Genomic DNA, 23,763 nt, shown 5'->3' with positions numbered 1-23,763 from the left:
GATTAACGCTCGCTAAAACTTGCCATGCTTTTACTGACACAACAAACAATAATTAACGCAAACTGCTGCCACAGTCTTAAATGGTAACTGTTCAATAACATTGGGAAAATAACCATATTGCTATAAAAAGTCACGGCCCTATGATTTGCAAGCGCCATTACTGGCTATCTTAAAGTCGGCGTGGTCGATACAATCTCAACTTATTTCCATTTTATTAACATTCCAGGTTGCAACAAGGTGTACAGCGACGTCTCTTTCTCGCGGGTGAAACAGTTTCCACCGCTAATGTGGGTGTTGTTATTGGGTTCTTTTTTTACCCGCGGCAGCTATTTCATGGTGTGGCCGTTTTTAGCGGTGATCCTCTATGAGAAGTTTGCCCTGAGTGCAACGCAGGTCGGGCTGGTATTGTCCAACGCGGCGATTATTTCCGTTTTCACCAGCTTTATTGGTAGTTCGCTATCAGACCGTATCGGTCGCAAGACCTTGATGTATCTCACTGGCGTACTGTATATCATCTCTTTTTCACTGCTGGCACACGTGGATTCAGTTAAAGGCTATGTCGTGGTGATGACATTGTGCGCCATTGCCACATCACTTTGGCGGCCGCTAACCGCTGCCACGATTGGCGATATTATTGACGACCCACAAACCCGCGAACTGGCGATGCAATCGCTGTATTTTATGGTCAATGCCGGTTGTGCGGTGGGTCCAATGGCAGGTGTATGGCTGGGACTCACCGGACAGCAATCCAGCTTTTACATTACGGCGGTAGCATTTGCGCTGTTGTTGATCATGCTGCACTGGGGATTTCGTCAACAACGGTTAGTACGTAAAATCGCCGCTGACACCACCAGCGACAGCGCCGTTAACTTACGCATGACGTTCAAAGTATTATTGGCCGACCGGCTGCTGCAATGCCTGATCCTCGCCAATATTCTCTGTATGTTTATTTATGCCCAGACCGACAGCTCACTGATCCAGTACCTGACCAGGGCCAAGGCACCACAACTGTTAGCGCTGATCTCCGGCATTATCTTTACTAACGCTTGTGTGATTATTACGTCGCAGTTTGTATTGCTGAAACTACTGGCATCTTACCCGCTGACACGACGGATCCAGATCGGGCTGTTGCTGCTATTACTGTCGCAGCTGTGGTTGGCACTGAATCCCATAGAACTGTTCTGGGGTTGGATTGGCGCGATTGTCGTATTGAGTCTTGGCGAAACGATTCTGTTTCCAACCATGAATGTCCACATCGACCGCCTGGCACCCGATCATCTGCGCGGCGCCTATTTTGGTGCGGCGTCCACGTACGATTTTGGGTTCGCACTGGCGCCATTGGGTGGCGGCATTATTTTGGATCATTGGGGCGGCCCGGCATTATTCACTACCGCGGCATTGCTTACGTTGATAGTGATTTACCTTTACCGCATTTTGGATCGCCTGCCGCGTCCGGACTTTGCTCATCTGGCAGCGACGAAATCAGACTCAGAATCGTAATTTTCAGCCGTTGAGTCAGCGGCTGGCGTTAAGCTAAAGCAGCGATGGTCGGTGCATGAGTGTCGCCGCAACCACCATCAGCGGCGCAGGATACATAACAGGCTATCAACCGCCGTCGCAATATCCTGATACCGCTGTGCTTTACTCAAAACCCGCATGCCCTGCATCTGCACTAGAATCAATGAAGCCAGCGCATCGGCGGTCATGCTCTGGCTGATTTCGCCTTGCTGCTGTCCGTTGGCTAATGCTTGCTTTAGTGCCGCTTTGACCTGAGTGAACAGTTGCTCGCCTTGGGCAGTTACCCGTGCCTGGTTTCCGGCATGCTCCACCACGGCATTTTGAATAAAGCAGCCAAACGGATTGTCTTTCTGGCGCTGTTCAAACTGGCGCAGAAACATTTCTATCTGTGCCAATCCGGCACCGTCCTGCCATAACGGTTGCAGATGGGCGTTGCTCACCTTAATAAAATAGTGTTGCAACGCTGCTTCATATAACGCCTGTTTGTCACCAAAACTGTTATAGAGGCTGAATCGGTTAATTCCTAACTGCGCCACCAGATCAGCAACAGAAGTGTTGGCAAAGCCTTTCTCCCAGAACAGCTGCATCGCCTGCTCCAGTTTTTGTTCGCGGTCAAAACCACAACTGCGTGCCATAACATTTCCTCAGGTTATTCTTGACTGATCGTTCCGATATTATTTAGAGTCTAATCTAAACGATCGTTCTGAAAAAGGATTGCTTGGTATGAAACTCTATGAAGTTGCCGCCACCCCTAGCTGTCGCCGGGTCAATATCTTTCTGAAAGCCCTTGGCGTAGATGTTGAGCGCGTGACTGTTGATATTCGTGGTGGAGAAAACCTGTCCGAGGCTTATCGCCAGATGAGTGTCAATCTGAAGGTACCACTGCTGGAAATTGATGCCGATACCCATCTGTGTGAAAGCGTGGCGATCTGCCGTTACTTTGACGAAATTACGCCCAATCAACGCTATCTCTTTGGCCGCACCGCGCTGGAAAAAGCGCAGGTGGAGATGTGGAATCGCATCGTAGAATGGCAAGGGTTGATCCCGGCATTCCAGGCATTTCGTAATCTTTCTGGTGTCTATAGTGATCGGGAAACCTGCATCAGCGCCTGGGGGGAAGAAAGCAAAAAACGAGTGACTGAATTTCTGCCCGTATTGGAACAACAACTTAAAGAACATCATTACCTGGCCGGAAAATCGCTGACGATTGCCGATATCAGCGCTTATGTGTTTGTCACCTTCTGTGAGACCAGACTGCAACTGCCCATCGTCGGCGAATATCATCACCTCAGCAGTTGGTATCAGGCATTACAACAGCATGATGCATTTTTATAATCGTAAGCGGAGTTCACATGATTGAGTTATATACGGCAGCTACGCCCAATGGTCACAAAATCTCGATTGCCCTGGAAGAATTGGGGCTGGATTACCGTGTTCACGCGCTTGATTTAGCTGCAAAAGATCAGAAACGGCCGGAGTTTCTCCAGATAAATCCCAACGGCCGCATTCCCGCCATCATCGACCACGATAACGATGATTTTGCGGTGTTTGAGTCAGGTGCCATTCTCATTTATCTGGCCGAAAAAACCGGAAAACTGCTGCCAAACGATATCAAAGGTCGCTCACAAGTCATGCAATGGCTGATGTTCCAGATGAGTGGCGTTGGCCCAATGATGGGACAGGCCAATGTCTTTTATCGATATTTCCCGAAAAAAATCCCTGAAGCCATTGAACGCTACCAGAATGAAGGGCGCCGTTTGTTTGAAGTGCTCAATCAACAGTTAGCACAGCATAGTTTTCTGGCCGGTGAAAACTACAGTATCGCAGATATTGCCACCTGGCCTTGGGTCAATATTCATGAATGGAGTGGTGTAGCGATTGACGGACTGCCCCATTTGCAACGCTGGCTGGCACAAATTGCGCAGCGTCCTGCGGTACAACGCGGCATGCAGATACCGCAACCGAATGTTGAGACTCCCGAGGAGAAAGCCGCACGTATTCGCCATATGGTCACCCGTTAATTCCCACCGGGAGGCAGTAACTGCCAGAAGTCGCTGCCTCTGGCATTTTTTCGCACATTCAGTATCAGAGATGACAATTACGGCACCGCTACAAGAACCGATGTTGTGCTTTATGAGTGATGCTGACCTTGGAAATATCACGATTGAAGACAATAACGATCGTTCAAACAAAACCCAGGACGACACTATTACCTTGGGACAGCAAGTAATTTCCAGCAGCTTCAGTCTGGCTATTTCACCTGCGGAAATACAGACCAGTATCAACTTCGCCTATAGCCGAATCGACTGGACTAGCGCAGACGGCGAAACTATCAGCGATGACTTATTAACGGGCACCTCACCTTAATACAGGTAGCATCACCTAAACACAAAAAACCACCCTAGGGTGGTTTTTACTGTGGTTAAATTGTCAGTCCAGCTTTTGCAGGGTGATTTGTCCCAGTTGTCGCATCTGGGTAGTGATCCAATCTGCGCGTTGCTCCATGTAGGGTGACGGTGGCGCAATGCGATAATGCCAGGGGTTTGGTAACATTGCCGCTAGTAAAGCCGACTGATAACTGCTGAGCTTTGCCGCTGGCTTGTGGAAGTAATACTCAGCCGCCGCTTCAGCACCATAAATACCGGGGCCAAACTCAACCACATTGAGGTAAACCTCCAGGATCCGCTGTTTGTCCCAGCACAGTTCCAACAATACAGTAAACCAGGCTTCCAACCCCTTACGTAAAAAACTGCGCGATGGCCACATAAACAGATTTTTCGCCGTTTGCTGACTGATAGTGCTGGCACCTCGCAGCCCATCCCCTTTACGAGCATCCGCAATAGCATCATTTATCTGCTTAAAATCAAATCCGAAATGCTCAGGAAAGCGCTGATCTTCACTGGCGATCACCGCCAGTTGCAAGTTATGAGAGATAGCAGATAGTGGTCGCCAGTCGTGGCGTATCTGACTAATTTTGGCGGGGGGATCAATGGCGCGGGCCAACCGCCAACTCCAATAGGGAGGATTAACAAACCGCAGTAGTAATACCGACAGCAGTGACAAGCCCAGCCATAATAACAGCAGACGCCAAAGCCAACGTCTTAATTGCCGCCACCATCCGTTTCCGGCCGATGTCATCCAGAGCCCTCAGTTACCAATTAAATTTGAGAGCAAAAGCTTATGCCGGAAGCTGATGGCTTGCAACCAGCAACCTTAGAGTGGATGGCGAGACCTATCCGACATGGAGCTAGCTGGCACCATGCGCCATTAACAGAGCCCAAAGCCAGCACTAGACTTTGAAAAAGCGATCCATCAGTTCATTCATCGGCACCGGGCGCCCAAACAGGTAGCCCTGGAAGCGGCAACAGTCATGCTGCTGCAAAAATTCCAGTTGGGCCTGGGTTTCTACGCCCTCCGCGATGGTTTCGATTGCGAGCGTGTTACACATCGCCAGAATGGCCTGCACAATGGCAGAATCGCCTTCATCCTCGGTGACATCTTTGACAAATGAACGATCAATTTTGACCTGATCCACCGGCAGTTGTTTTAAATATGACAGTGACGAATATCCGGTACCGAAATCATCCAGCGAAAAGGTTAATCCGGCCGCTTTTAGCTGCAAGATTTTCTGTTTCGAGGCTTCCACATCTTGTAGCACAGCACTTTCCGTGAGCTCCAGTTTTAGTCTGTCAGCCCGGGCACCGGTTTCCGACAATACCGACAGCACCTCATCTGCGAATTTACTGCGTAAAAATTGGCGCGCGCTGACATTCACCGAAATCGAGATATCTTGGGTGAGTGACGACCGCTGCCAAATTACCAGTTGCTGGCAAGCTTGCTTTAACACCCAAAGGCCAATTTCAGTGATCAGGCCGGACTCTTCGGCAACGGGAATAAACAGGTCTGGTGGTATCAGTTCATCAGGTGTTTTTTGCCAGCGAAGCAATGCCTCAACCCCAAAAATACGACCCTGTTCATCAACCTGTGGTTGATAAAACAGCCTGAACTCCTGCTGCTGCAACGCATGCTTTAACGCATTTTCGATTTCACTGCGCTGTGACAACTGGCGTTGAATACTGGCATCAAAGCACTGGATATTGTTGCGGCCGTTCAACTTTGCCTTATTCAACGCCATATCCGCATGACTCATCATCTCGTCCACCGAGATGCCATCGCCACAAAACAGCGACACACCGATACTGACAGTTGCCAAATAACCATTTAACGAAGCTTCAATATCAAAGGGATACTGCAGCTGCATGCGGATCTCGTTGGCAGTTGCCAGTGCTTTGGCGACCGCCTCTACTTCACTGGTAGCCAAGCCTTCCAGCAGGATCACGAATTCATCGCCACCGATACGGGCCAAGGTATCCTGCTTGGGCAGCACTTCAAGCAATCGATGCGCAATCGCCACTAACAAGTGATCGCCCACACTGTGGCCGTGGGTGTCATTAAGTAATTTAAAGTTATCCAGATCCAACAACAGTAAGGCACCAAAACGGCCACTGCGGACGCTATTGCTGCGGGCAATTTTCAGGCGCTCCAATAATAAGCGTCGATTTGGCAATTCAGTCAGCGGGTCGTAAAAGGCCAGGGTACGGATGCGCTCCTCCGCCAGTTTACGCTCAGTGATGTCTCGCATCACCGCCACATAATAGGTCTCACCCTGTTGTTGCCAGCTATTCAGCGCCATTTCAATCTGGATTTCATGGCCATCCCGGTGCATACCAATCACTTCGCTGATGCGGCCGACATAACTTGCAGAACGACCGAGCTTCAGTCCTTGCGCGGCAAAATTTTGCGGTAGGTAACGACTGGGGATCAACTTGGATAAAGATTGGCCGACAATCTCGGGTTCTGGATAACCGAAGATCGCTTCTGCGCCGTGATTACAGAAAATCACTTCGCCAAACTGATTGGTTTGTAACACGCCATCTTGTGCAGCAGCCACCAAGGTGCGGAATTTCGATTCGCTGTCTTTTAGCGCCGCTTCTTTGACATTGATACGGGCAACCATCAGGTTGAACGCTTTACCGATATGGTTAAATTCACCCGGTAATGGCTCTACCGAATGACCACTGAGATCGCTGCCGAGACTGTCGATACCACTTCGCAAACGGGTAATCGGCAGAATGACATTGCGCTTAATTAACAAAAAGATACACAGTAACAAAAGAGTGCCGGAACCGAGAACCCACCAGAACTGCATATTGAAAATACGCTGAACTCGACGCTCAATAATAGAACCGGGAATTTTAATACTCACGATACCGCGTAGATCGCCGACGTTGTAATCATAAGCTGAGTCATAGTGCGCACGAATGGTTTCTGGTGCGGTAGCTTTGCTGCCATGGCAATTCAGACAGTAGGGTTCAATCCAGATAGGCCGCGCATAGTGGTAGAAACGCTTTCCCTGCTCATTGATATAAGGCACAAATCGGCGTGGCTCATTAGGATGCGCCCTGAAAAACTTTATTGCGGCCTGTTCCACCGCATCGGCGGCGTGATCAGGATTACGCGGAATGTCTGACACATTGTCGAACGAAAAGCCGGAATTCAACCAGTTAGGAATATCTTTTGAGATCAGTCCCAAGGCATGGGCAGGTAAAAAGCCGAGGGTTTTATCGTTTAGCGGCACACCACTTTCTAAGAACTGATGATGATAAACTCGCCTTGTTGCCATCAGCACTGCCCGGATCCGCTCAGCCGAATCCAGTAACTCTTGCTCAGATTCCTGCTGAATAAAGATATAGCTGGCGTATTGCAGAATAAAAAATCCCACAATAAACACCGCTAATACCGCGAATAAAACCTTCCGGCTGAGAGACATCGACCCGATCCTTGTCAACAGTTACAGCGAGTATAAAAGATCTTCTGAATGGTTATAATGTCGTCGGCTTTTGACAAAATTCAACCAAACTCACAACGCATTTCTTCAGAATGAGAGACCTGTCATACTCACTCTTGCAGTTGGGACAATGTTTCCATCTACAACAATGAAATCACCGGTTAGGTCCCGTCGTTTCAGCGCGGTGTTTTTAGGTTATTTCGCATCTTCATCAAGCACTCATCCACTAACTGTAACTGCGCTTCTGAAATCCCGGTACTCATCCGTTCGGCAACCTGTTGTTGCAGCGCTTCCGCCTGTGCCAGTAACGTGGCACCTTTGGCCGTCAGCTGTAACAGCACACTGCGACGATCTTGCGGATGCGGCAATTTTTGCAGCAATTCCTTTTGCTCCATTTCTACCGCCAAACGCGTCACCTGAGCTTTGTCGCGGTGCAGTTTCTGCGCCACCAACTGTGGTGTAATGCCATAGCCAGAGCCAACCTGACGCAACATCCGAAAATACATCAGCGACAACTCCGGCAACTCCTGATTAAACGTCTCCTGCAACGCCGCTTTATAGGAGTCCAGTACCGCAAATAACGATTGATTAATACTCATTGATTGACTTTATCAACTAAATGGGATTTAATTGATTTTATCAACTAACATCTCAAAACAAAATGCCTAATCACAGGTTTTAAGCGCAGGAGCACATAATCATGCCGCATCAATACCGTATCACCGTCGAAAAACTCGACGGCGAAACCACCACACAACAAATGAGTTTCGAAACCATTAACCATGACGATATGTTTGCGATTTTGGAACGCGTGGATGGCAAGCTGGGATTTACCGACGAACAGACGAAAAATTTTATTGTTGGTTTGAAACTGTTCAGTGAAGTGATGCTGGCCGAACGTAAACATCCGCTATTTAGCGAGTTCGGCCCACAATTCAAACTGTTTATGAAAAAACTCAAATCAGGACTTTAGCTTATAACCCTAATTCCGTTTTAAGTTGCGCTACCCAGGTTGCCACCCGGTCATCACTGCGACTGGCTTGATTATCCTTGTCGATGACCAAGCCGACAAACCGGTCATCTAACACGGCGGCAGATTGGCTGAATTCATAGCCATCTAGCGGCCAGCTGCCGACGACGTCGGCGCCACATTCAACCACACAGTCGTATAATTCGCCCAGAGCATCGACAAATTCATCCGGATAGTTAACCTGATCGCCCAGACCGAACAGCGCTACCTTTTTACCTGACAGGTCCAGTTCATCAAAGTTAGGCATAAACTCTTCCCAACTGGCTTCCTGACATTCTGCTGATAGGCCTGGCAACTGACCTTCACCCAAAGTCGGGGTACCCAAGATCAGGCAGTCATATTCATCAAAGATTGCCGCATCATCCACTCGGTTGATATTGAGCGGTTTGGCGGCAACACCATCACCGAGCAGTGAGTAAATCTGCTTAGCGATTTTACGGGTACTACCGGTATCAGTACCAAAAAAAATTCCGACTTTTGACATCATTCACCCCTTGCGAAAAAATGGATTCAGCGATGACAGTGCAATTCGCATTCCTCATATATCATTTTGAATTTAATTGATTTTTATTAAACAACATGGCACTCACGACTGACAAATTGTCACAAAGCTGACAATCAATCGTCATCGTCGTCTTCGTCATCATCATCTGGCGCCTGCCAGGTGATCGCCCGGTAGATTTCTACCCGATCGCCATCTTTCAATGACGCATCCAGAGCGCTGATTTTGCCAAATACTCCCACTTTCTGCCGATCGAGCTTGATTGCCGGAAACATCGCTAGAATCCCAGAAGCCTCAATCGCGGATAACAGTGTCGCATCTTCGTCCACTTGTACCGGCAACCACACCTGCTCTGCTGGCAAGGCATACACTACGCTGACTTTCATGGTTAGCCTCCGGATACCGGCGCGGCGGCCAGCGCTTTGCGTTGTTGCAGTATTAAGGTCACTTTCTGTTTGATTGCCAGCACAGTGCCGAGCGCCAGAAAGCCGCCTGGCGGCAAGATCACCAGCAGCAAGCCAAGATAATCGGGGATCACGGTGGTTTCCAAAAAGGCGAAGTGACTGCCCAGCAACAAACTGGCATTAGCAAACAGCGTCCCGCTGCCAACGATTTCGCGAATGCCGCCGAGCATGGTCAGTACCCAAGTAAATCCCAGCCCCATTGCTAAGCCATCAACAATCGACGGCAAGACCGGGGATTTACCGGCAAACGACTCCACCCGCCCCAAAATGGCACAGTTGGTCACAATCAAAGGAATAAACAGGCCGAGCACTTTATGGAGTGGATGTAACCAGGCATTGAGCATGGCATCAATCAAAGTCACCAACGAAGCGATGATGATGATATTGGCGGGTATCCGCACCGCTTTGCTGATAATGCCTTTTGCCATAGATGTCAACAGGTTGGAAGCAACCATTACCACCATTGTTGCCAATCCCAGTCCGAGGCCATTGGTCGCGCTGCCAGTCACCGCCAGCAAGGGACACAGCGCCAGACTCTGTTTGAGAATGATATTGTTGTGCCACAGGCCTTCGCCGATGATATGGCGGTAATCATTGTTTGCCATCAGTGGTTTCCTCTGTCGGCTTAACTTGCGGTAGCTGCTGCATCAATGCCTGCATCGCCTGATGAACGCCATTAACGACGGCCCGCGGGGTAATGGTGGCGCCAGCAAACTGATCGAATGTGCCGCCATCTTTTTTTACCGCCCACAATGACGTGTTTTTCAACGAATGTTGGTTGAAACTGAGGATCCACTGGCTTTTTGCCAGCTCGATTTTGTCACCCAATCCTGGCGTTTCGCTGTGGCTGAGGATCCGTACTCCACTAATCACCCCATCACTGTTCACCCCCAGCAGAAAGCTGATGGTGCCGCCATAACCTTCAGTTGTGCCACGCACCACATAATGAGTGGTGGTACCCTGCGCATTTTTCACCGGATAAATCTCATAGCGACGGCCGTCAAATTGGATGTTGTCGGCATTGGCAAACACCTTATTCGCGTATGGGGCACCGTTCAGTACCTCAGTCAGCAAGGCATTTTGATCTTCCTCAATCCGTTTTGCTATCAAGGGCTTGGTATAGGTATCAGTTACCACCAACAGTAATGCGGCCACACCACACACGGTTGCTAACAAGCCACTTTGGTAACTGATCCCTTCTTTCCATTTTTCTAGCACTGCCAGCATGATTATTTCCCCGCAACTGAGCGGCTACCGAAAATTGCCGGCCGCAGATAATGGTCAATAAGCGGGCTGGCGGCATTCATGATTAACACGGCAAAGGCCACCCCTTCCGGATAATTGCCGAAGCTACGGATTAACCAGATCAGCAAACCACAGCCAGCGCCATACACTAACTGCCCCCGCACACTGGTAGGTGAAGTCACCAGATCCGTCGCAATATAGAAAGCACCTAACATCGCGCCACCACTGAAAATTTGGGCGGGTAAAGATAAAAAGGTCGTCGGCGCAAACCAGTGGCCAATCAGCGACGGAATGCCAAGTCCTGCGAGGAATGACAACGGAATCGCCCAGTGAATGATGCGGCGTTGTAGCAACAACAGGCCACCGGCAAGGATCAGCAATGAGCTGGTTTCGCCGAGACTGCCGCCTTCAGTACCCAAAAACATAGAAAATAAGGATTCAGGCGTTTTACTCAATCCAGACAAAGTCGTCGCGGCGGTGACGCCATCAAACTGCAGCCAGCCATCGGGAACGGTCACCAGGTTGTGACTAAAATCCAGTGGCGTCGGCACCGCCCAATTGGTCATTTCCACCGGAAAGCAGATGAGCAACATCACTCGCGCCAGCATCGCCGGATTAAACAGATTCTGTCCCAAACCGCCATAGATCTGTTTACCGACGATTATCGCAAAGGCGCTGCCCATGGCTGCCAACCACATGGGGACGGTGGAAGGCAGACTCATGGCCAGCAACAAGCCGGTTAGTAACGCCGAGCCGTCCATACAGGCCGCACTTCGGCGTTGCATTAATTTAAGACTGGCATATTCCGCTAATACCGCTACAGCACAGCACACCAGCACCGTACGCAAACTGCCCAGACCGAATTGGTAAATGCCAAATATCGTGGCGGGTAACAGACTCAGCAACACGGTATACATGATGCGCACACTGCTGTTACGTGTGTGGGCAAAGGGACCGGACGAGGGTTCGTAATTAATCATGTTCCAACTCCTTAACCGGACGGCTGGCGCGAGGGGCACGTTCACGACGTTTGGAGGCCTTCGCGGCCTGTTTAGCGGCAGCTTCTTCAGCGAGCCGCTGTAAACGGATTTCATTGAGTGCTTTGGCCTTGGCCGAGCGCTGGGCTTTGAGGCGATTAGCATTAATCGAACCCTTGGCATGCAGGAAATACTGCACCAACGGAATCGCTGAAGGGCAAACATAGCTGCACGCGCCGCAGCCAAGGCAATGCTGGATCCCGATATTCTCTGCCGCTGAAAAATCGGAGATACGACTGAAGGCTGCCATCTGAAATGGCATCAACCCCATCGGACAAGCCCGCACACATTGACCACAGCGAATACAATCTGAGGGTTGACGCTGGCGCACTTCGGCATCAGTAAGCGCCAAGATGCCACCGACGGTTTTATCAATCGGGATATAAGGTGACGAAATCACCTGTCCCATCATCGGGCCACCGAACACAAGGCGCGCAGTGCTGTCGCTGATACCGCCGCACCAAGCCAACAACTCATGCACCGGAGTGCCTACTGGCACCTCAACATTGCGGGGACTCCCGATGCCACGGCCAGAGACAGTAATCACCCGGCTGACTAAAGGCCGCCGAAAACGCACTGCTTGATAAACGGCGCGAGTGGTGGCGATGTTATGCGTCAGAATACCGATAGAGTTGGAAAGTTTACCGACCGGAACCGTCTTGCCGGTAACAGATTTAATCAGATGCCGCTCCGAGCCCATGGGGTAGATGCTGGGCACACTGAGCACCTGAATTTTTTCATCTTCAGATGCCGCTGAGCGCAGTTGTTCAATCGCTTTGGGCTTATTGTCTTCAATACCGATGATGGCTTGTTTGGCACCGCACGCAGTGAGGATTAGCCGTACGCCAGCAACAATCTCAGCCGCATACTGTTGCATCGCCACATCATCACAGGTCAGATACGGTTCGCATTCACCGCCATTGATCACTAAGGTGTCCACGTTAGCACTGCGCGCGAAGCTCAGTTTGGCAGCCGTTGGAAAACCGGCACCGCCTAAGCCAACAATGCCCGCGTCACGCACCCGAGTAATAATCTCGTCTGCCGACAGCTGGTAGAAGCTGCCCTGCGGCGCACTTTCGCCCCAACGTCTGTCGCTGTTAGCACGAATGATGATGGTGTCGCATTTGGCTTTCGAAGGGTGAGAATTGAAATGTTGGGCAATGCCGGTCACCACGCCGTTTACCGGAGAGTGTATCGGCGCCACCATCTCAGAGCGACCTTCGGCAATTTTCTGCCCTCGCAATACCGTATCACCGGGTTTGACCAACGGTGTCAGCTTGGCACCATTACGCAACTGCAATGACAACATCACATTACGTGGCCAGAACTCACGATCAATACCATTATTACAAGTCAGCAGCTTGTGGCTATCGGGATGAATGCCGCCACGGAATGGCTGACGCAGAAATTTCAGCATAATGACCTCCTTCAGGCAGCTTCGGGTTGCGGTTTAGGCCAGAACCAACTGCGACTATCGGGAGTCAGCGGCACGGTTGTCAGACACTGTTGCGGACATACCTGGGTGCATAATTTGCAACCGGTACACACATCAGCGATCACTGTGTGCATCTGTTTGGTGGCCCCCACAATGGCATCAAACGGACAGGCTTTATAACAGCGACCACAGCCGGAACACTGAGATTCGTCAATTGTCGCCACCCACTGGATATCTTCATCAGCAATCTCTACTGAGACCCCCAGCATATCCGCCACTTGTTTAGTCAGGTTTGCGCCGCCAAGCGGACAGCCTGCAGGACTCAGTACCCCACGTACCATTGCCTCAGCCGCCTGACGGCAACCCGCTTCGCCACATTGACCGCACTGTCCTCCGGGCATCAACGCCTCAATCTGGTCCACCAGCGGATTACTCTCCACTTTGAACACCTGGGAGGCATACCCCAGTGCGGCTCCGAGCGCCGCCCCCAACAACACCAAAAACACTACGCTAATCATCTGCTGGCCTCCTCAGACAATCCCGGCAAAGCCCATAAAGGCCATCGACAACAATCCCGCGGTAATAAACGCAATAGGGTTTCCTTTGAATGCCGCGGGCACCCGATTCAAACTGAGCTGCCCCCGTAGTCCGGCAAAGAGCACCAGCACCACCATAAAGCCGATAGACGAGCCGAAGCTGAACATAAAGGTCTGCATCAGTGACAACTGCTCCTGCACGCTGAGCAATGCCACCCCTAATACCGCACAGTTGGTGGTGATCAGCGGCAGAAACACGCCCAATGACTGATACAGCGATGGAAAACTTTTTTTGACATATAACTCAGTGAGTTGCACAACCGCAGCAATCACCAGAATGAACGCGATAATGCGCATAAATTCCAGATGCAGGGGTCTGAGGACTGCGAACTCCAATACCCAACTGACGACTGCAGCCAGTGTCAGCACAAAGGTGGTTGCCAACCCCATCCCCACGGCGCTGTCGATTTTGTTCGACACCCCCATGAAGGGACATAAACCTAGAAATTTGGCCAGCACCACGTTGTTAACAAATGCGGCACCAAGAAATATCAGTAAACCGTCGCTCATGGTTGTGTCTCAGTTGACAATCAATGCCAAGGAATTTGCAACGCTTATGCCAGTGGAATTGACGGCGGCATTTATGGTTCAATATACTGTTTTTTATTGATTTTTTAACAGGAAGACACGGCATTTAAGCAGCAACAGCTTTGTCACAAAACAGACAAAACAGCCGTAAACCAACAGCAATGAAGGCAGCGGATAAGGCATAAAGGCTGAAGAGTTGTTCGCAAGTCAGCACGACCTGCGAACCAAGAGAAACTAAGAGTTGATTAAGGTGCTATCAGGTGTGCCAATAGCGATTTATGAAACTCCGCGGGGGCCTGCATTTGCGGTGCATGACCATAATTTGGGAACAACACCAATTGAGCATTAGCAATACGCTTGGCCGCTTCCCGTGCTAATAGCGGATAATTGCCGAGTTTGGCACGATCTTCCGCTGAAGCGAGATTCTTACCGGGCGCAGTAGTGTCCCTTTCACCAATCATCAATAAGGTAGGCACGCTAATATCCGGCAACTCATAAACGACGGGTTGGCTGTAGATCATGTCGTACAGCAACGCCGAGTTCCAGGCGACAATTTCTTTACCTGGGCCCCGATACATGCCTGCGAGCATCTGTACCCACTTCTCATAAGCAGGCTGCCACTCACCGGCATAATAGGTTTTGCGCTCATAGTTACGAATGCCCTCATCGGTGGTTTGCAACGCCTGCCGATACCAACCATCCACCCCGATAAATGGCACCCCTTTCGCTTTCCAGTCTTCCAGACCAATTGGATTGACCATCACCAACTGTTCGGTATCCGCGGGATACATCAGACTGTAGCGCGCTGCCAGCATGCCGCCAGTGGAATGCCCCATAATAATCGCTTTGTTAATCGACAATGATGCCAGCAACTCATGAGTATTCTGCGCTAATTGCTGAAAACTGTACTGATATGTTCGCGGCTTACTGGACTTACAAAAACCGATTTGGTCCGGTATGACTACCCGATAACCAGCGGCACTCAGACTTCTGCCGGTATCTTCCCAAGTTGCCGCACAAAAATTCTTGCCATGTAACAGTACCACGGTGTGACCGTTAGCCTTGGTTGGCTGCAGGTCCATATAGGCCATATGCAATGGCTGCTGTTGCGATTCAAACTGGAACTGTTTTACCGGCCAGGGATAACTGAAACCTTCAAGCTCTGGACCATAGGCGGGTTTAGCTGCGGCGTTAGCCACGCCATTCAATAAAATGCCCGCGGCCATAGTGATCAATAGCCAGCTTTGCCTGTTGCTGCACATCGCGACCTCCTGTTATTCAGCTTTTGGTGAAATAAGGCGCTGCCAGTCTAAGGCAAGCGGCAGTTACTGGTCAAAACTTCCCCGACACCGCCGACAACAGTGCGACATCGCACTGCTTTGGTGAAATTATCCGCAATCGCCACACTGCATTTTGTCATTCACCTATCGCTAATTGTCGTAAAACGAACAATTTTTAGCGTCGATTTAACAATTGTTCCAAAACAAACAATCACATACAAAACAAATAGATATCAGTATCATCTGGCAAAAGTTAGCAAAATGTTACAGTGGTCTAATTTATGCAGAATCCCTAAAAAAGCAGACAACAGTTGCGATGGTCGGGAAGGCGAATATGGAACAGATAGACAAAGTCGTACCCCGGATTAACACTCCGGAATTTGGTCTGGAAGCGTATGCGCAGATCCTGCAGAATGCACCAGTTGCCATCAGTATCACGGATAACCGCGGCAACCTGTTGCTGGTCAATGATACCTTCCTGGAGATCACCGGTTATAGCCGGGAAGAGTTGCTAGGCAACAACTGTTCAATGTTGTCCTATAAGGCGACCCCTCGCAGTGTTTACGAAAGTCTGTGGGGCGCGATCACCCGCGGCGATCACTGGCAAGGACAGTTGATCAATAAGCGCAAGAATGGTCAGCCATACATCGCGGAAATCTCTATTTCTGCCTTTAAAAACAATGAAGACCAGCACTGCTACTACTCGATTCACAAAGACATCACTGAAAGCCATAAGCTGCAAACACATCAGAAGAATCAGTACACCATGTTTCAGGCGGTGCTGAATTCCGCACCGATTGCCATCGCGCTGATCGACAGTCACCACAACGTCTTATTCAGTAACCGTCGCTTTGATCATCTCAGCGAAAGCATTCAGATGTCACCGATTGAGCTGTTGGCACAGGGCTTACTTCAGGAATACGGCGTCGACGCCATTGAAAACTTTGTCGGTAATCGGCAGAACCGCTACAAAGGCGTACACATGGAGGAACGGGGTCCACTGGGTGAGCGTTGGTTTGATTATGCGCTGGCGAAAATTCCAGTGACCGATACCACCGCCGAAGCGTACTTTCATCCGGCGGACGAATTCTATACCGTCGTGGCAATTGCCGATCGCACCAAAGAAAAACTGTTGGTGGAAGAACGCCGGATTAATTCAGTCAAGCTGATGGCCAGTGACAACAAATACGTGCATGCCATGCAGGAAGCACTGATGGCAACGCTGCATCAATTGCAGGGGCCGTTCAACATGCTGGAATCGGCGGTAAAAATTCTCAAGAAAACCAATCACGCCTGTCCCGGCCTGGGCGCGATGGATGAAGCCATGATTAACGCCGTCAATGCCATGAATGAGATTAAGCAGGCAATTCCTGAGCGCGCCAACGAAGCCTTCCAACCGGTCAATCTGAATCAGGTGATCCGCGACGTCACTGCCATCAGCACCGACGAGATGCTGCTGAGTTGTATTCATCTGGAGTTACACCTTAACCCCGTGTTGCCGTCAATTTCCGGCATGCCGCATCGACTGGTGTTAGCGCTGAAACAGATCATTGATAACGCTATCGACGCGATTCAGGTGTCCAAAGCCGAGGAACGTACCATTTTAATCGCCACCAGCGAGGATGATAGCGACATCAGCATCCTGGTCGAAGACAGCGGTGGAGGGGTGCACGAAAATTCCCGGCTGAAAATCTTCCAACCGTTTTACAGTACCAAACCGCGCCACCTCTCTGGCTGTCGTGGCATCGGCCTATCGATAGTGCAACAGGTGCTCAACGAGCATTCCGCCACCATCAGTATCGGCGACAGTGCCCGCATCGGCGGTGCCAGTATTCGTCTGACGTTCCCCAAACACACATGGTGATTGCATTATGGCTGCAGAATTGAATCTCTTTGATTTGGAACGGCAGTTACTGGCTGCCATGTATAAGATCAGTAGCGAGCTGAGTACCAGTCTCAATTACACTGAATCATCGAATAATGTGTTGAAGATTTTACACAACGAATGCCAGCTCAAGTGTGGCATGTTGACCATTCTCGATGATGAACGCGATATTCTGCTGATCAAGTCGATCCACAACCCGTCACCTAATCCGGTAATGGATGAAAAGCAGGTGTATTACAAGGTCGGTGAAGGCATCGTCGGTGATGTACTGAAACACGGTAGCACCATTGTGATTCGTCAACTCGGCAACGATGCGCGCTTTGCCGACAAACTGGCGTTGTATGACTATGAAAAACCTTATATCTGCGTGCCACTGAAAGACGGGGCCAACAAAGTGATTGGCGCGCTCTCGGCTCAACCGCCACAGTGTCGGGATGACTCACTGGCCGCGCTGTCAAAATTTTTGGAGATGATCGGCAATCTGATCGCCAAAAACGTACAACTGGCTCATAAAGTCGAAACTAAAGAACGGCAGTTGGTCGATGAACGTGACGGCCTGCGGCGTAAAGTGCGCAACAACTACAGCTTTAAAAACCTGGTGGGCCACACCAAGACCATGCGACAGATCTTTGAACAGATCCGGCTGGTGTCACGTTGGGATTCTACCGTGTTGCTTCGCGGAGAATCTGGCACGGGTAAAGAGTTGGTTGCCAACGCCATCCACTACAACTCCCCGCGTGCCAACAATCCGTTTATCAAACTTAACTGTGCGGCACTACCGGATAATCTGTTGGAATCTGAGCTATTTGGCCATGAAAAAGGCGCGTTTACCGGCGCGGTTAAGCAGCGCAAAGGGCGCTTTGAAATGGCCCATAATGGTACGATTTTCCTGGATGAAATTGGCGAAACCAGCGCCGCATTTCAAGCCAAGTTGCTGCGGGTACTGCAGGAAAAGGAGTTTGAGCGCATCGGTGGCACCTCCACGATTTCGGTCAATGTGCGCATCATTGCCGCCACCAACCGTAATCTCGAAGAGGAAGTCAGTCAGGGTAATTTTCGCGAAGACCTCTATTACCGTCTGAACGTCATGCCGATGTACCTGCCGCCACTAAGGGATCGTATTGAGGATTTGCCGGAACTGGCAGAGCACATCACTAAAAAGCTCAGTATGGCCCAGCAACGTCAGGTGTCGCTCAGCGATAACACCTTACGACTGATGATGGGTTATACCTGGCCGGGTAACGTTCGTGAACTGGAAAACACCTTGGAGCGAGCTTCAGTGTTGTGTGAATCCGGCATCATCGGCCCGGAGTTGATCAGTTTCAGCCAGTTAGAAAGCCAGATGCCGCTGCAACCGGCCAAGGTACATGCGGCTAACAATAACCATTTCAGCGAACCGGAGCCTAGCATGGACGAGCGCGAAATGGTGATTGATGCCCTGGAACGTTCCGGGTGGGTGAAAGCTAAAGCCGCCCGTTTGCTGAACATGACGCCACGCCAGATCGCCTACCGTATCCAAATCATGAACATCGAAATGAAACAGCTGTAAGGCAGCTTGTCGGCTCAGTTGTCGCGTTTGCGACAATTGTCCGGCCAGTCGCAACCAACAAAATAGCTAACCTACTGATAGATAATAACTAAATTGCAGGAACAGTGTTTGCAACAGGTACTTCAGTGTTTACGTCTATGCCGAGGAAGCCATGGAACGTCAGTCGATGCCATCAACCACTCAACATGCTGCAACCAGACCTGCTGATCAGGTGCGTCATCTGCTGCCTAAAGATATTCAACAGCAGATCGCGACCCATCCCTGTTATTCCAAGCAGGCGCACCAGTATGCGCGTATGCATCTGCCGGTGGCGCCCGCCTGTAATATCCAGTGCCATTACTGCAACCGTAAGTATGACTGCAGTAACGAGTCGCGCCCCGGGGTGGTATCAAGGCTGATGGACAGTGACGGCGCCCTGAAGCAGTTTCGTAGCATTAAAAGACGCGCGCCGAATCTTACCGTCGTCGGTATCGCGGGACCTGGTGACGCGCTGGCAAATTCGCAAGCCACCTTTGCGACCCTGAAAAAGATCCGCATGGAAGACCCTCAGGCACAGTTATGTATCTCTACCAATGGCTTGATGCTGGAGCATTATGCTAGCGAACTCGCGGCAGCTGGCGTGCATCACCTGACGGTTACCATTAACTGTATTGATCCGGCAATCGGCGAGCAGATTTACCCTTGGGTGTATTACGACCATAAACGTCTGCGCGGACGCGCAGCCGCTGAACGGCTGATCCAAAACCAGCTGGCGGGTTTAGAGGCGGCCGCAGCAGCTGGCATGCTGGTGAAGGTCAATACCGTGTTGATCCCCGGTATTAACGATCACCATATTGAGCAGGTGTCGCAAGAAGTGCGTCGCCGCGGGGCTTTGATGCATAACATCATGCCGCTGATCTCCGCAGCTGAGCATGGGACTTTTTTCGGCATCCGCGGTCAGCGCGGTCCATCAGCGTCCGAACTGGAAGCCGCTCGCGCCATCTCGTCCCAATATATGCCACAGATGACCCATTGCCAGCAGTGCCGTGCCGATGCCGTTGGCACACTGGGAGGCGGTTGTGGGCAAAGTGAAGAACCAGTGGTTGAACACAGTTACAAAGTAGCCGTCGCAGGTAATGGTGAAGCGCTGATCCAAACTCATTTTGGGCATGCCAAACGTTTCGAGATTTATCGTTTTGATAAGCAACAACAGCAGTTTATCTATCTGGAAACCCGCCAGGTTGCTCAATACTGCAGTGGTACTCATGCCTGCCCTGATGACGACAGCGATAAACAACTGATCATCGATGCGGTAGCCGATTGCCAAACCGTATTGTGTGCCCGCATGGGAATTGCGCCTTGGCGCGCATTGGAAAAACTGGGAGTCACGCCTAACGTGGATTTTGCTTTCCAGCCAATCACCGAAGCGCTCGCAAGTATCGCCGCGAGAATAGCTACCCCATTGACGCCTGGAGGTAACCATGAAGTATGCCATTACTGATAAATGTGTCGGGTGCTATGCCTGTCAATTGGTATGTCCCAGCCAGGCGGTATATGCAGACCCAGACGTAAATGGACGCTTTCACATTCATAGTCGTCGCTGCACCGGGTGTGAAGATCACTATGATGCGCCGCAATGCGCCAGTATCTGCCCGATTGAAGAAGCCATCGTTAACGAGATGAACCTGCCGGTTAATCCACAAGGGAGCTTGACCGGTATCATCAGTCCGGGAGCTGCATTATGACCAGCGAAGACGAAGTTGCACTGTTTTGGTTGCCGATCATGTTGTCTTACATCGCGGGTGACACAGTGCTGCCGCCGCAATTGGGTCTGGCTTCGGTAGAATATGACGCCATCACCAGCCGCGCCCGAGTCTTACGGCAAACCTTGGACAAGAAACATCTGTCAGAACGACGCCAACTCAGGCAACAACTGCTGCTGATGCGCCAAAAGGAATATCGGGAATTGAAGGCGCTGCTCATCGAACATGCCAATCCTGAATCAGGCTTTGCCGAACAGGCCGCCAGCGTTATCGCCTGCGGCTGCCTGGGCAACCGCCACCTGTGGAAAGATCTCGGGCTGCCAGAACGGCCCCGGCTGAGCCGTATGTTTGCCTGGTATTTTCCACAACTATTTAACGCCAATGATCGCAATATGCGGTGGAAACGGTTTTTATACAAGCAGTTATGCGATCATGGAGGCGACTATGTATGCCGCGCCCCTAGCTGCAATGAATGTTCAACCTATCAGGAGTGCTTTGGTTCAGAAGAGCGCTGAGAGATAGCCGCTATTGCAGCGATGCCCAGCGTACTTTGTCATCGTTATCGAACTCTATTACGCAGCGATAGTAACCTAAGGTGTAGGGGCTATCGACGATAATGCGATGGCCATCAGTCGTGGGCGGTTCTGATAGCCGCAGGAATTCGCCAGTGGAGAGTTGTTGCAGTACCGAGGTCTTACTGACGCCGGCCGTGAAGTTACCACAAAGAAACACGACTTCGTTGCGTGCTTCCCGCCACACAAACAGGCCGGTCAGCAACCAGGCGCAAGCCAGCAACGTAGCAATGATCAAAATTGCTTTTCTCATCGGACGCCTCATCAAGGCATATCTCTTTGATATTATTATGGCTTAATTCTGATTGACGGCACTGACGCGAGTTGAATAAGTGACAATCAACTGGCTGGTTGTCCGACAATTTTGCTGCGGCGCTCCATAAACGCCACATCGCGCCATACGCCATGCAATTGACCTAGCTTTTCGCGTATACCCAGTACCTTAAAACCATACTTCTGGTGCAACGCAATGCTGGCATTATTTTCACTGAAGATGCCAGCCTGCAGAGTCCACAAACCATTGGTTTCGGAGTCATTGATAAGACGACTCATCAATGCGGAACCCACGCCTTGTTGTTTGGCGTCGTTGGCAACATAGATACTGACTTCGGCTACACCAGCGTAGACTGCGCGCTTAGACACCGCAGATAGCGCTGCCCATCCCACCACGTTTCCGGCCAATTCGGCCACCAGCCGACACTGCAGTAACATGGCACTATCCCATTCTTCCCAGCTTTTGGTGGCCACCTGAAAAGTGGCCTTGCCGCTTTCAATTCCTTGCTGATAGATAGCGCTCACGGCTGGGTAATCAGCAACGGTGAACGCTCTGACGCACAACATGACAACTCCTTATCTGTCCAACAGCAGTGACATCATTCTTCGGGATGCTCCTGTTGCCACTGCTCGATAACTTCCTTCGCTGCGCGAAATGCATCAATACCCGCGGGAACGCCGCAATACACCGTTGCTTGCAACAGTACATCCTGGATTTCGGCCACACTACAACCATTGCGAAGAGCGCCACGTACATGGACTTTTATTTCTTCACTGGCACGCAATGCTGCCAGAGTCGCAAGGGTAATGAGGCTACGGGTTTTGGGCGGGATAACTTCGCTAGTCCAGACTTCACCCCAACAATTAGCGGTCACCAACTGCTGCAATGGCCGAGTGAAGTCAGTGGCATTGTTTAGCGATTTATCAACGTAAGCGTCACCTAATACTGCACGTCTGACCGCCAAACCCTTCGCGTATTTTTCGTTGTTATCCATCGCCGCATCTCCCCCGATGATTATTTAAGATAGGAACAACAATAATCAGTCACAGTCTGTACTTTCAACGAAAAACTCGCATTACCCGGAACGGAAAAACTTTCCCCGCCAGAGACATGTAACCATTGGTCGCTACCGGGCAACAATACATCTAACTCCCCCACCTGGATTTCCATTAATTCTGGAGCATCAGTACCAAACTGATAGTCACCCGGCAACATAATTCCCAAGGTTTTAACGGTGCCATCGGCAAAAGTCAGCTTGCGGCTGGTTACCTTGCCTTCAAAATAGATATTGGCTTTTTTTGCTACTGTAACTTGCTGAAACTCTGACATAAGACTCCCCAACACAGATGATGAAAATAATGCATTTCAAGTGGCTGAGTTTGCGCTAAGTTCCGCAAGCTGCAAAGCAGTTTTGTTGCATCCAGGTTAAATTTCACTGTTCGCAAATTCACCTAGATAATGACAAAAAGCCGCCGAGAACCTAGGCCAACGTCTTGTTATTAACCGCGACATGGAACTCGCCATTGGCCGCCAATTTCAGCGCAATACCTGATGCGGCGCCAGCGGTCACTGTGCTGCCGCTACTTGTACCATTTTCTGCAACAGTGGTGCCTGCAACGCTCTCAGCCTGACTGGCACTCCCGGAAACGATTCTCGCCATCGCATTCAGGGTATTCAGCTCGCGGGTCACCGAGGTGTTGCTATTCAGGGCGGTCGTCAATTGATCTTTGTATTGATAGTCAGCCGGCAACTGTAGATTACCTTCAGCATCAAAGCTCATTTCAGCAGGGGCTGTCGGAATATTGTTATCTTTCATCAAAGTAGACAGAGCATTTGAAGCATGAGCGGTCAAGGCTTTGAGGTTACTCATTGACGGTAACAGCAATTCCTGAGTGTTATACGTCCCGCTGCTGCTCTGGGCTGAGGTATCAAAGTAGTTATCTAGATTGATGCTCTTGCTACCCATATTGGTATCCATGCGAAATACTGACGAATGAGTCTGCTTTTGGCCTGCTTCAGCGGCTGCTAACGCTTTACCCTCTGATGACAAGGACACTGACGGGGTAGATTTTGCCGCATAGGAGGCAACACTTGCCGCATTATTAGTGGCAGTGACAGCTTTTGCCGTACTGGCGGTAGCACTGTTGGTCGCGCTATTGGTGACGACATTGCCAGCCGCTGGGGCCTGCTCCGCATGAGTTTGGTACTTGTTGAGTGCCTGCGCCTGATAAAACGGGTTGGGGGATTGAACCTGCATG

At 50.5% G+C, this 23,763-nt stretch carries 28 protein-coding genes; 10 read left to right on the top strand and 18 right to left on the bottom strand.

Annotated elements, in window-relative coordinates:
• Positions 1–237 precede the first annotated feature (237 nt).
• Positions 238–1,500 (top strand): MDR family MFS transporter, encoded by a 1,263-nt coding sequence (locus tag KDN34_RS02730; RefSeq protein WP_212595413.1) that lies wholly within the window; start codon positions 238–240, stop codon positions 1,498–1,500.
• A gap of 77 nt (positions 1,501–1,577) precedes the next feature.
• Here the strand turns inward: KDN34_RS02730 and KDN34_RS02725 are convergent, their stop codons facing one another.
• Positions 1,578–2,153, bottom strand: coding sequence for a TetR/AcrR family transcriptional regulator (locus KDN34_RS02725; protein WP_212595412.1), 576 nt, complete (start codon positions 2,151–2,153; stop codon positions 1,578–1,580).
• Between the two features lie 88 nt (positions 2,154–2,241).
• Here KDN34_RS02725 and KDN34_RS02720 point away from each other — a divergent pair, with 88 nt between their 5' ends.
• The 3 genes from KDN34_RS02720 (at position 2,242) to KDN34_RS02710 (ending at position 3,885) form a co-directional block, all read left to right on the top strand.
• Positions 2,242–2,853 (top strand): glutathione S-transferase family protein, encoded by a 612-nt coding sequence (locus KDN34_RS02720; RefSeq protein ID WP_212595411.1) that lies wholly within the window; start codon positions 2,242–2,244, stop codon positions 2,851–2,853.
• 17 nt (positions 2,854–2,870) lie between these two features.
• Entirely contained in the window at positions 2,871–3,539 is a 669-nt protein-coding gene (locus KDN34_RS02715) for a glutathione S-transferase family protein (protein WP_212595410.1), read from the top strand.
• A 70-nt stretch (positions 3,540–3,609) separates the two neighbouring features.
• Positions 3,610–3,885 carry a hypothetical protein gene (locus tag KDN34_RS02710; protein WP_212595409.1) on the top strand — a complete coding sequence of 92 codons (276 nt, stop codon included), beginning with the start codon at positions 3,610–3,612 and terminating at the stop codon, positions 3,883–3,885.
• Between the two features lie 63 nt (positions 3,886–3,948).
• Here the strand turns inward: KDN34_RS02710 and mtgA are convergent, their stop codons facing one another.
• The 3 genes from mtgA to KDN34_RS02695 form a co-directional block, all read right to left on the bottom strand.
• The gene (gene mtgA, locus KDN34_RS02705; RefSeq protein ID WP_212595408.1) at positions 3,949–4,656 is read right to left on the bottom strand and encodes a monofunctional biosynthetic peptidoglycan transglycosylase; all 708 of its coding nucleotides are present in this window, start codon (positions 4,654–4,656) and stop codon (positions 3,949–3,951) included.
• Between the two features lie 151 nt (positions 4,657–4,807).
• Entirely contained in the window at positions 4,808–7,348 is a 2,541-nt protein-coding gene (locus KDN34_RS02700) for an EAL domain-containing protein (protein ID WP_212595407.1), read from the bottom strand.
• 194 nt (positions 7,349–7,542) lie between these two features.
• On the bottom strand, positions 7,543–7,965 hold the full coding sequence (locus KDN34_RS02695) for a MarR family winged helix-turn-helix transcriptional regulator (protein ID WP_212595406.1): 423 nt from the start codon (positions 7,963–7,965) through the stop codon (positions 7,543–7,545).
• Between the two features lie 101 nt (positions 7,966–8,066).
• Between KDN34_RS02695 and KDN34_RS02690 the strand changes: the two genes are divergently transcribed.
• A complete protein-coding gene (locus tag KDN34_RS02690; RefSeq protein WP_212595405.1) occupies positions 8,067–8,339 on the top strand; it encodes a DUF3861 domain-containing protein in 273 nt (90 codons plus the stop codon).
• A 1-nt stretch (position 8,340) separates the two neighbouring features.
• Here the strand turns inward: KDN34_RS02690 and KDN34_RS02685 are convergent, their stop codons facing one another.
• The 9 genes from KDN34_RS02685 to KDN34_RS02645 form a co-directional block, all read right to left on the bottom strand.
• Entirely contained in the window at positions 8,341–8,883 is a 543-nt protein-coding gene (locus KDN34_RS02685) for a flavodoxin (protein ID WP_228730398.1), read from the bottom strand.
• A 131-nt stretch (positions 8,884–9,014) separates the two neighbouring features.
• Entirely contained in the window at positions 9,015–9,284 is a 270-nt protein-coding gene (locus KDN34_RS02680; protein WP_212595404.1) for an RnfH family protein, read from the bottom strand.
• A gap of 2 nt (positions 9,285–9,286) precedes the next feature.
• Positions 9,287–9,967, bottom strand: a complete 681-nt coding sequence (locus KDN34_RS02675) for an electron transport complex subunit E (RefSeq protein ID WP_212595403.1) — start codon at positions 9,965–9,967, stop codon at positions 9,287–9,289.
• The gene (locus tag KDN34_RS02670) at positions 9,954–10,589 is read right to left on the bottom strand and encodes an RnfABCDGE type electron transport complex subunit G (RefSeq protein WP_212595402.1); all 636 of its coding nucleotides are present in this window, start codon (positions 10,587–10,589) and stop codon (positions 9,954–9,956) included. Before KDN34_RS02670 ends, KDN34_RS02675 begins: the two co-directional genes overlap by 14 nt.
• 2 nt (positions 10,590–10,591) lie before the next feature.
• A complete protein-coding gene (locus KDN34_RS02665) occupies positions 10,592–11,587 on the bottom strand; it encodes an RnfABCDGE type electron transport complex subunit D (RefSeq protein ID WP_212595401.1) in 996 nt (331 codons plus the stop codon).
• Entirely contained in the window at positions 11,580–13,061 is a 1,482-nt protein-coding gene (gene rsxC, locus KDN34_RS02660; RefSeq protein WP_212595400.1) for an electron transport complex subunit RsxC, read from the bottom strand. Before rsxC ends, KDN34_RS02665 begins: the two co-directional genes overlap by 8 nt.
• Before the next feature lie 11 nt (positions 13,062–13,072).
• Entirely contained in the window at positions 13,073–13,597 is a 525-nt protein-coding gene (locus tag KDN34_RS02655) for an RnfABCDGE type electron transport complex subunit B (RefSeq protein ID WP_212595399.1), read from the bottom strand.
• Positions 13,598–13,609: 12 nt separating this feature from the next.
• Entirely contained in the window at positions 13,610–14,185 is a 576-nt protein-coding gene (gene rsxA / locus KDN34_RS02650) for an electron transport complex subunit RsxA (protein ID WP_212595398.1), read from the bottom strand.
• A 263-nt stretch (positions 14,186–14,448) separates the two neighbouring features.
• Entirely contained in the window at positions 14,449–15,465 is a 1,017-nt protein-coding gene (locus tag KDN34_RS02645) for an alpha/beta fold hydrolase (protein ID WP_212595397.1), read from the bottom strand.
• A 352-nt stretch (positions 15,466–15,817) separates the two neighbouring features.
• On the opposite strand from KDN34_RS02645, the gene nifL reads away from it, so the two are divergent.
• From nifL to KDN34_RS02620, 5 genes are all read left to right on the top strand, one after another.
• Entirely contained in the window at positions 15,818–17,347 is a 1,530-nt protein-coding gene (gene nifL, locus KDN34_RS02640; protein WP_212595396.1) for a nitrogen fixation negative regulator NifL, read from the top strand.
• A 7-nt stretch (positions 17,348–17,354) separates the two neighbouring features.
• Positions 17,355–18,917: a nif-specific transcriptional activator NifA gene (gene nifA / locus KDN34_RS02635; RefSeq protein WP_228730397.1), complete on the top strand. Its 1,563-nt coding sequence runs from the start codon at positions 17,355–17,357 to the stop codon at positions 18,915–18,917.
• Between the two features lie 151 nt (positions 18,918–19,068).
• Positions 19,069–20,397 carry a nitrogenase cofactor biosynthesis protein NifB gene (gene nifB, locus KDN34_RS02630; protein WP_212595395.1) on the top strand — a complete coding sequence of 443 codons (1,329 nt, stop codon included), beginning with the start codon at positions 19,069–19,071 and terminating at the stop codon, positions 20,395–20,397.
• The gene (locus KDN34_RS02625) at positions 20,378–20,641 is read left to right on the top strand and encodes a 4Fe-4S dicluster domain-containing protein (RefSeq protein ID WP_212595394.1); all 264 of its coding nucleotides are present in this window, start codon (positions 20,378–20,380) and stop codon (positions 20,639–20,641) included. Before nifB ends, KDN34_RS02625 begins: the two co-directional genes overlap by 20 nt.
• A complete protein-coding gene (locus tag KDN34_RS02620) occupies positions 20,638–21,174 on the top strand; it encodes a nitrogen fixation protein NifQ (protein WP_212595393.1) in 537 nt (178 codons plus the stop codon). Before KDN34_RS02625 ends, KDN34_RS02620 begins: the two co-directional genes overlap by 4 nt.
• A gap of 10 nt (positions 21,175–21,184) precedes the next feature.
• On the opposite strand, the gene KDN34_RS02615 is transcribed toward KDN34_RS02620, so the two are convergent.
• The 5 genes from KDN34_RS02615 to KDN34_RS02595 form a co-directional block, all read right to left on the bottom strand.
• Positions 21,185–21,484 (bottom strand): hypothetical protein, encoded by a 300-nt coding sequence (locus KDN34_RS02615; RefSeq protein WP_212595392.1) that lies wholly within the window; start codon positions 21,482–21,484, stop codon positions 21,185–21,187.
• An 86-nt stretch (positions 21,485–21,570) separates the two neighbouring features.
• A complete protein-coding gene (locus tag KDN34_RS02610; RefSeq protein ID WP_212595391.1) occupies positions 21,571–22,071 on the bottom strand; it encodes a GNAT family N-acetyltransferase in 501 nt (166 codons plus the stop codon).
• A gap of 32 nt (positions 22,072–22,103) precedes the next feature.
• The gene (locus KDN34_RS02605) at positions 22,104–22,499 is read right to left on the bottom strand and encodes a carboxymuconolactone decarboxylase family protein (protein ID WP_212595390.1); all 396 of its coding nucleotides are present in this window, start codon (positions 22,497–22,499) and stop codon (positions 22,104–22,106) included.
• A gap of 20 nt (positions 22,500–22,519) precedes the next feature.
• The gene (gene ppnP / locus KDN34_RS02600; RefSeq protein WP_212595389.1) at positions 22,520–22,834 is read right to left on the bottom strand and encodes a pyrimidine/purine nucleoside phosphorylase; all 315 of its coding nucleotides are present in this window, start codon (positions 22,832–22,834) and stop codon (positions 22,520–22,522) included.
• 151 nt (positions 22,835–22,985) lie between these two features.
• Entirely contained in the window at positions 22,986–23,762 is a 777-nt protein-coding gene (locus tag KDN34_RS02595) for a hypothetical protein (protein WP_212595388.1), read from the bottom strand.
• Position 23,763 lies beyond the last annotated feature (1 nt).

The sequence above is a fragment of the Shewanella yunxiaonensis genome, from assembly GCF_018223345.1.
GTDB classification, from domain to species: domain Bacteria; phylum Pseudomonadota; class Gammaproteobacteria; order Enterobacterales; family Shewanellaceae; genus Shewanella; species Shewanella yunxiaonensis.
This window is presented reverse-complemented; position numbering and strand designations above follow the sequence as displayed.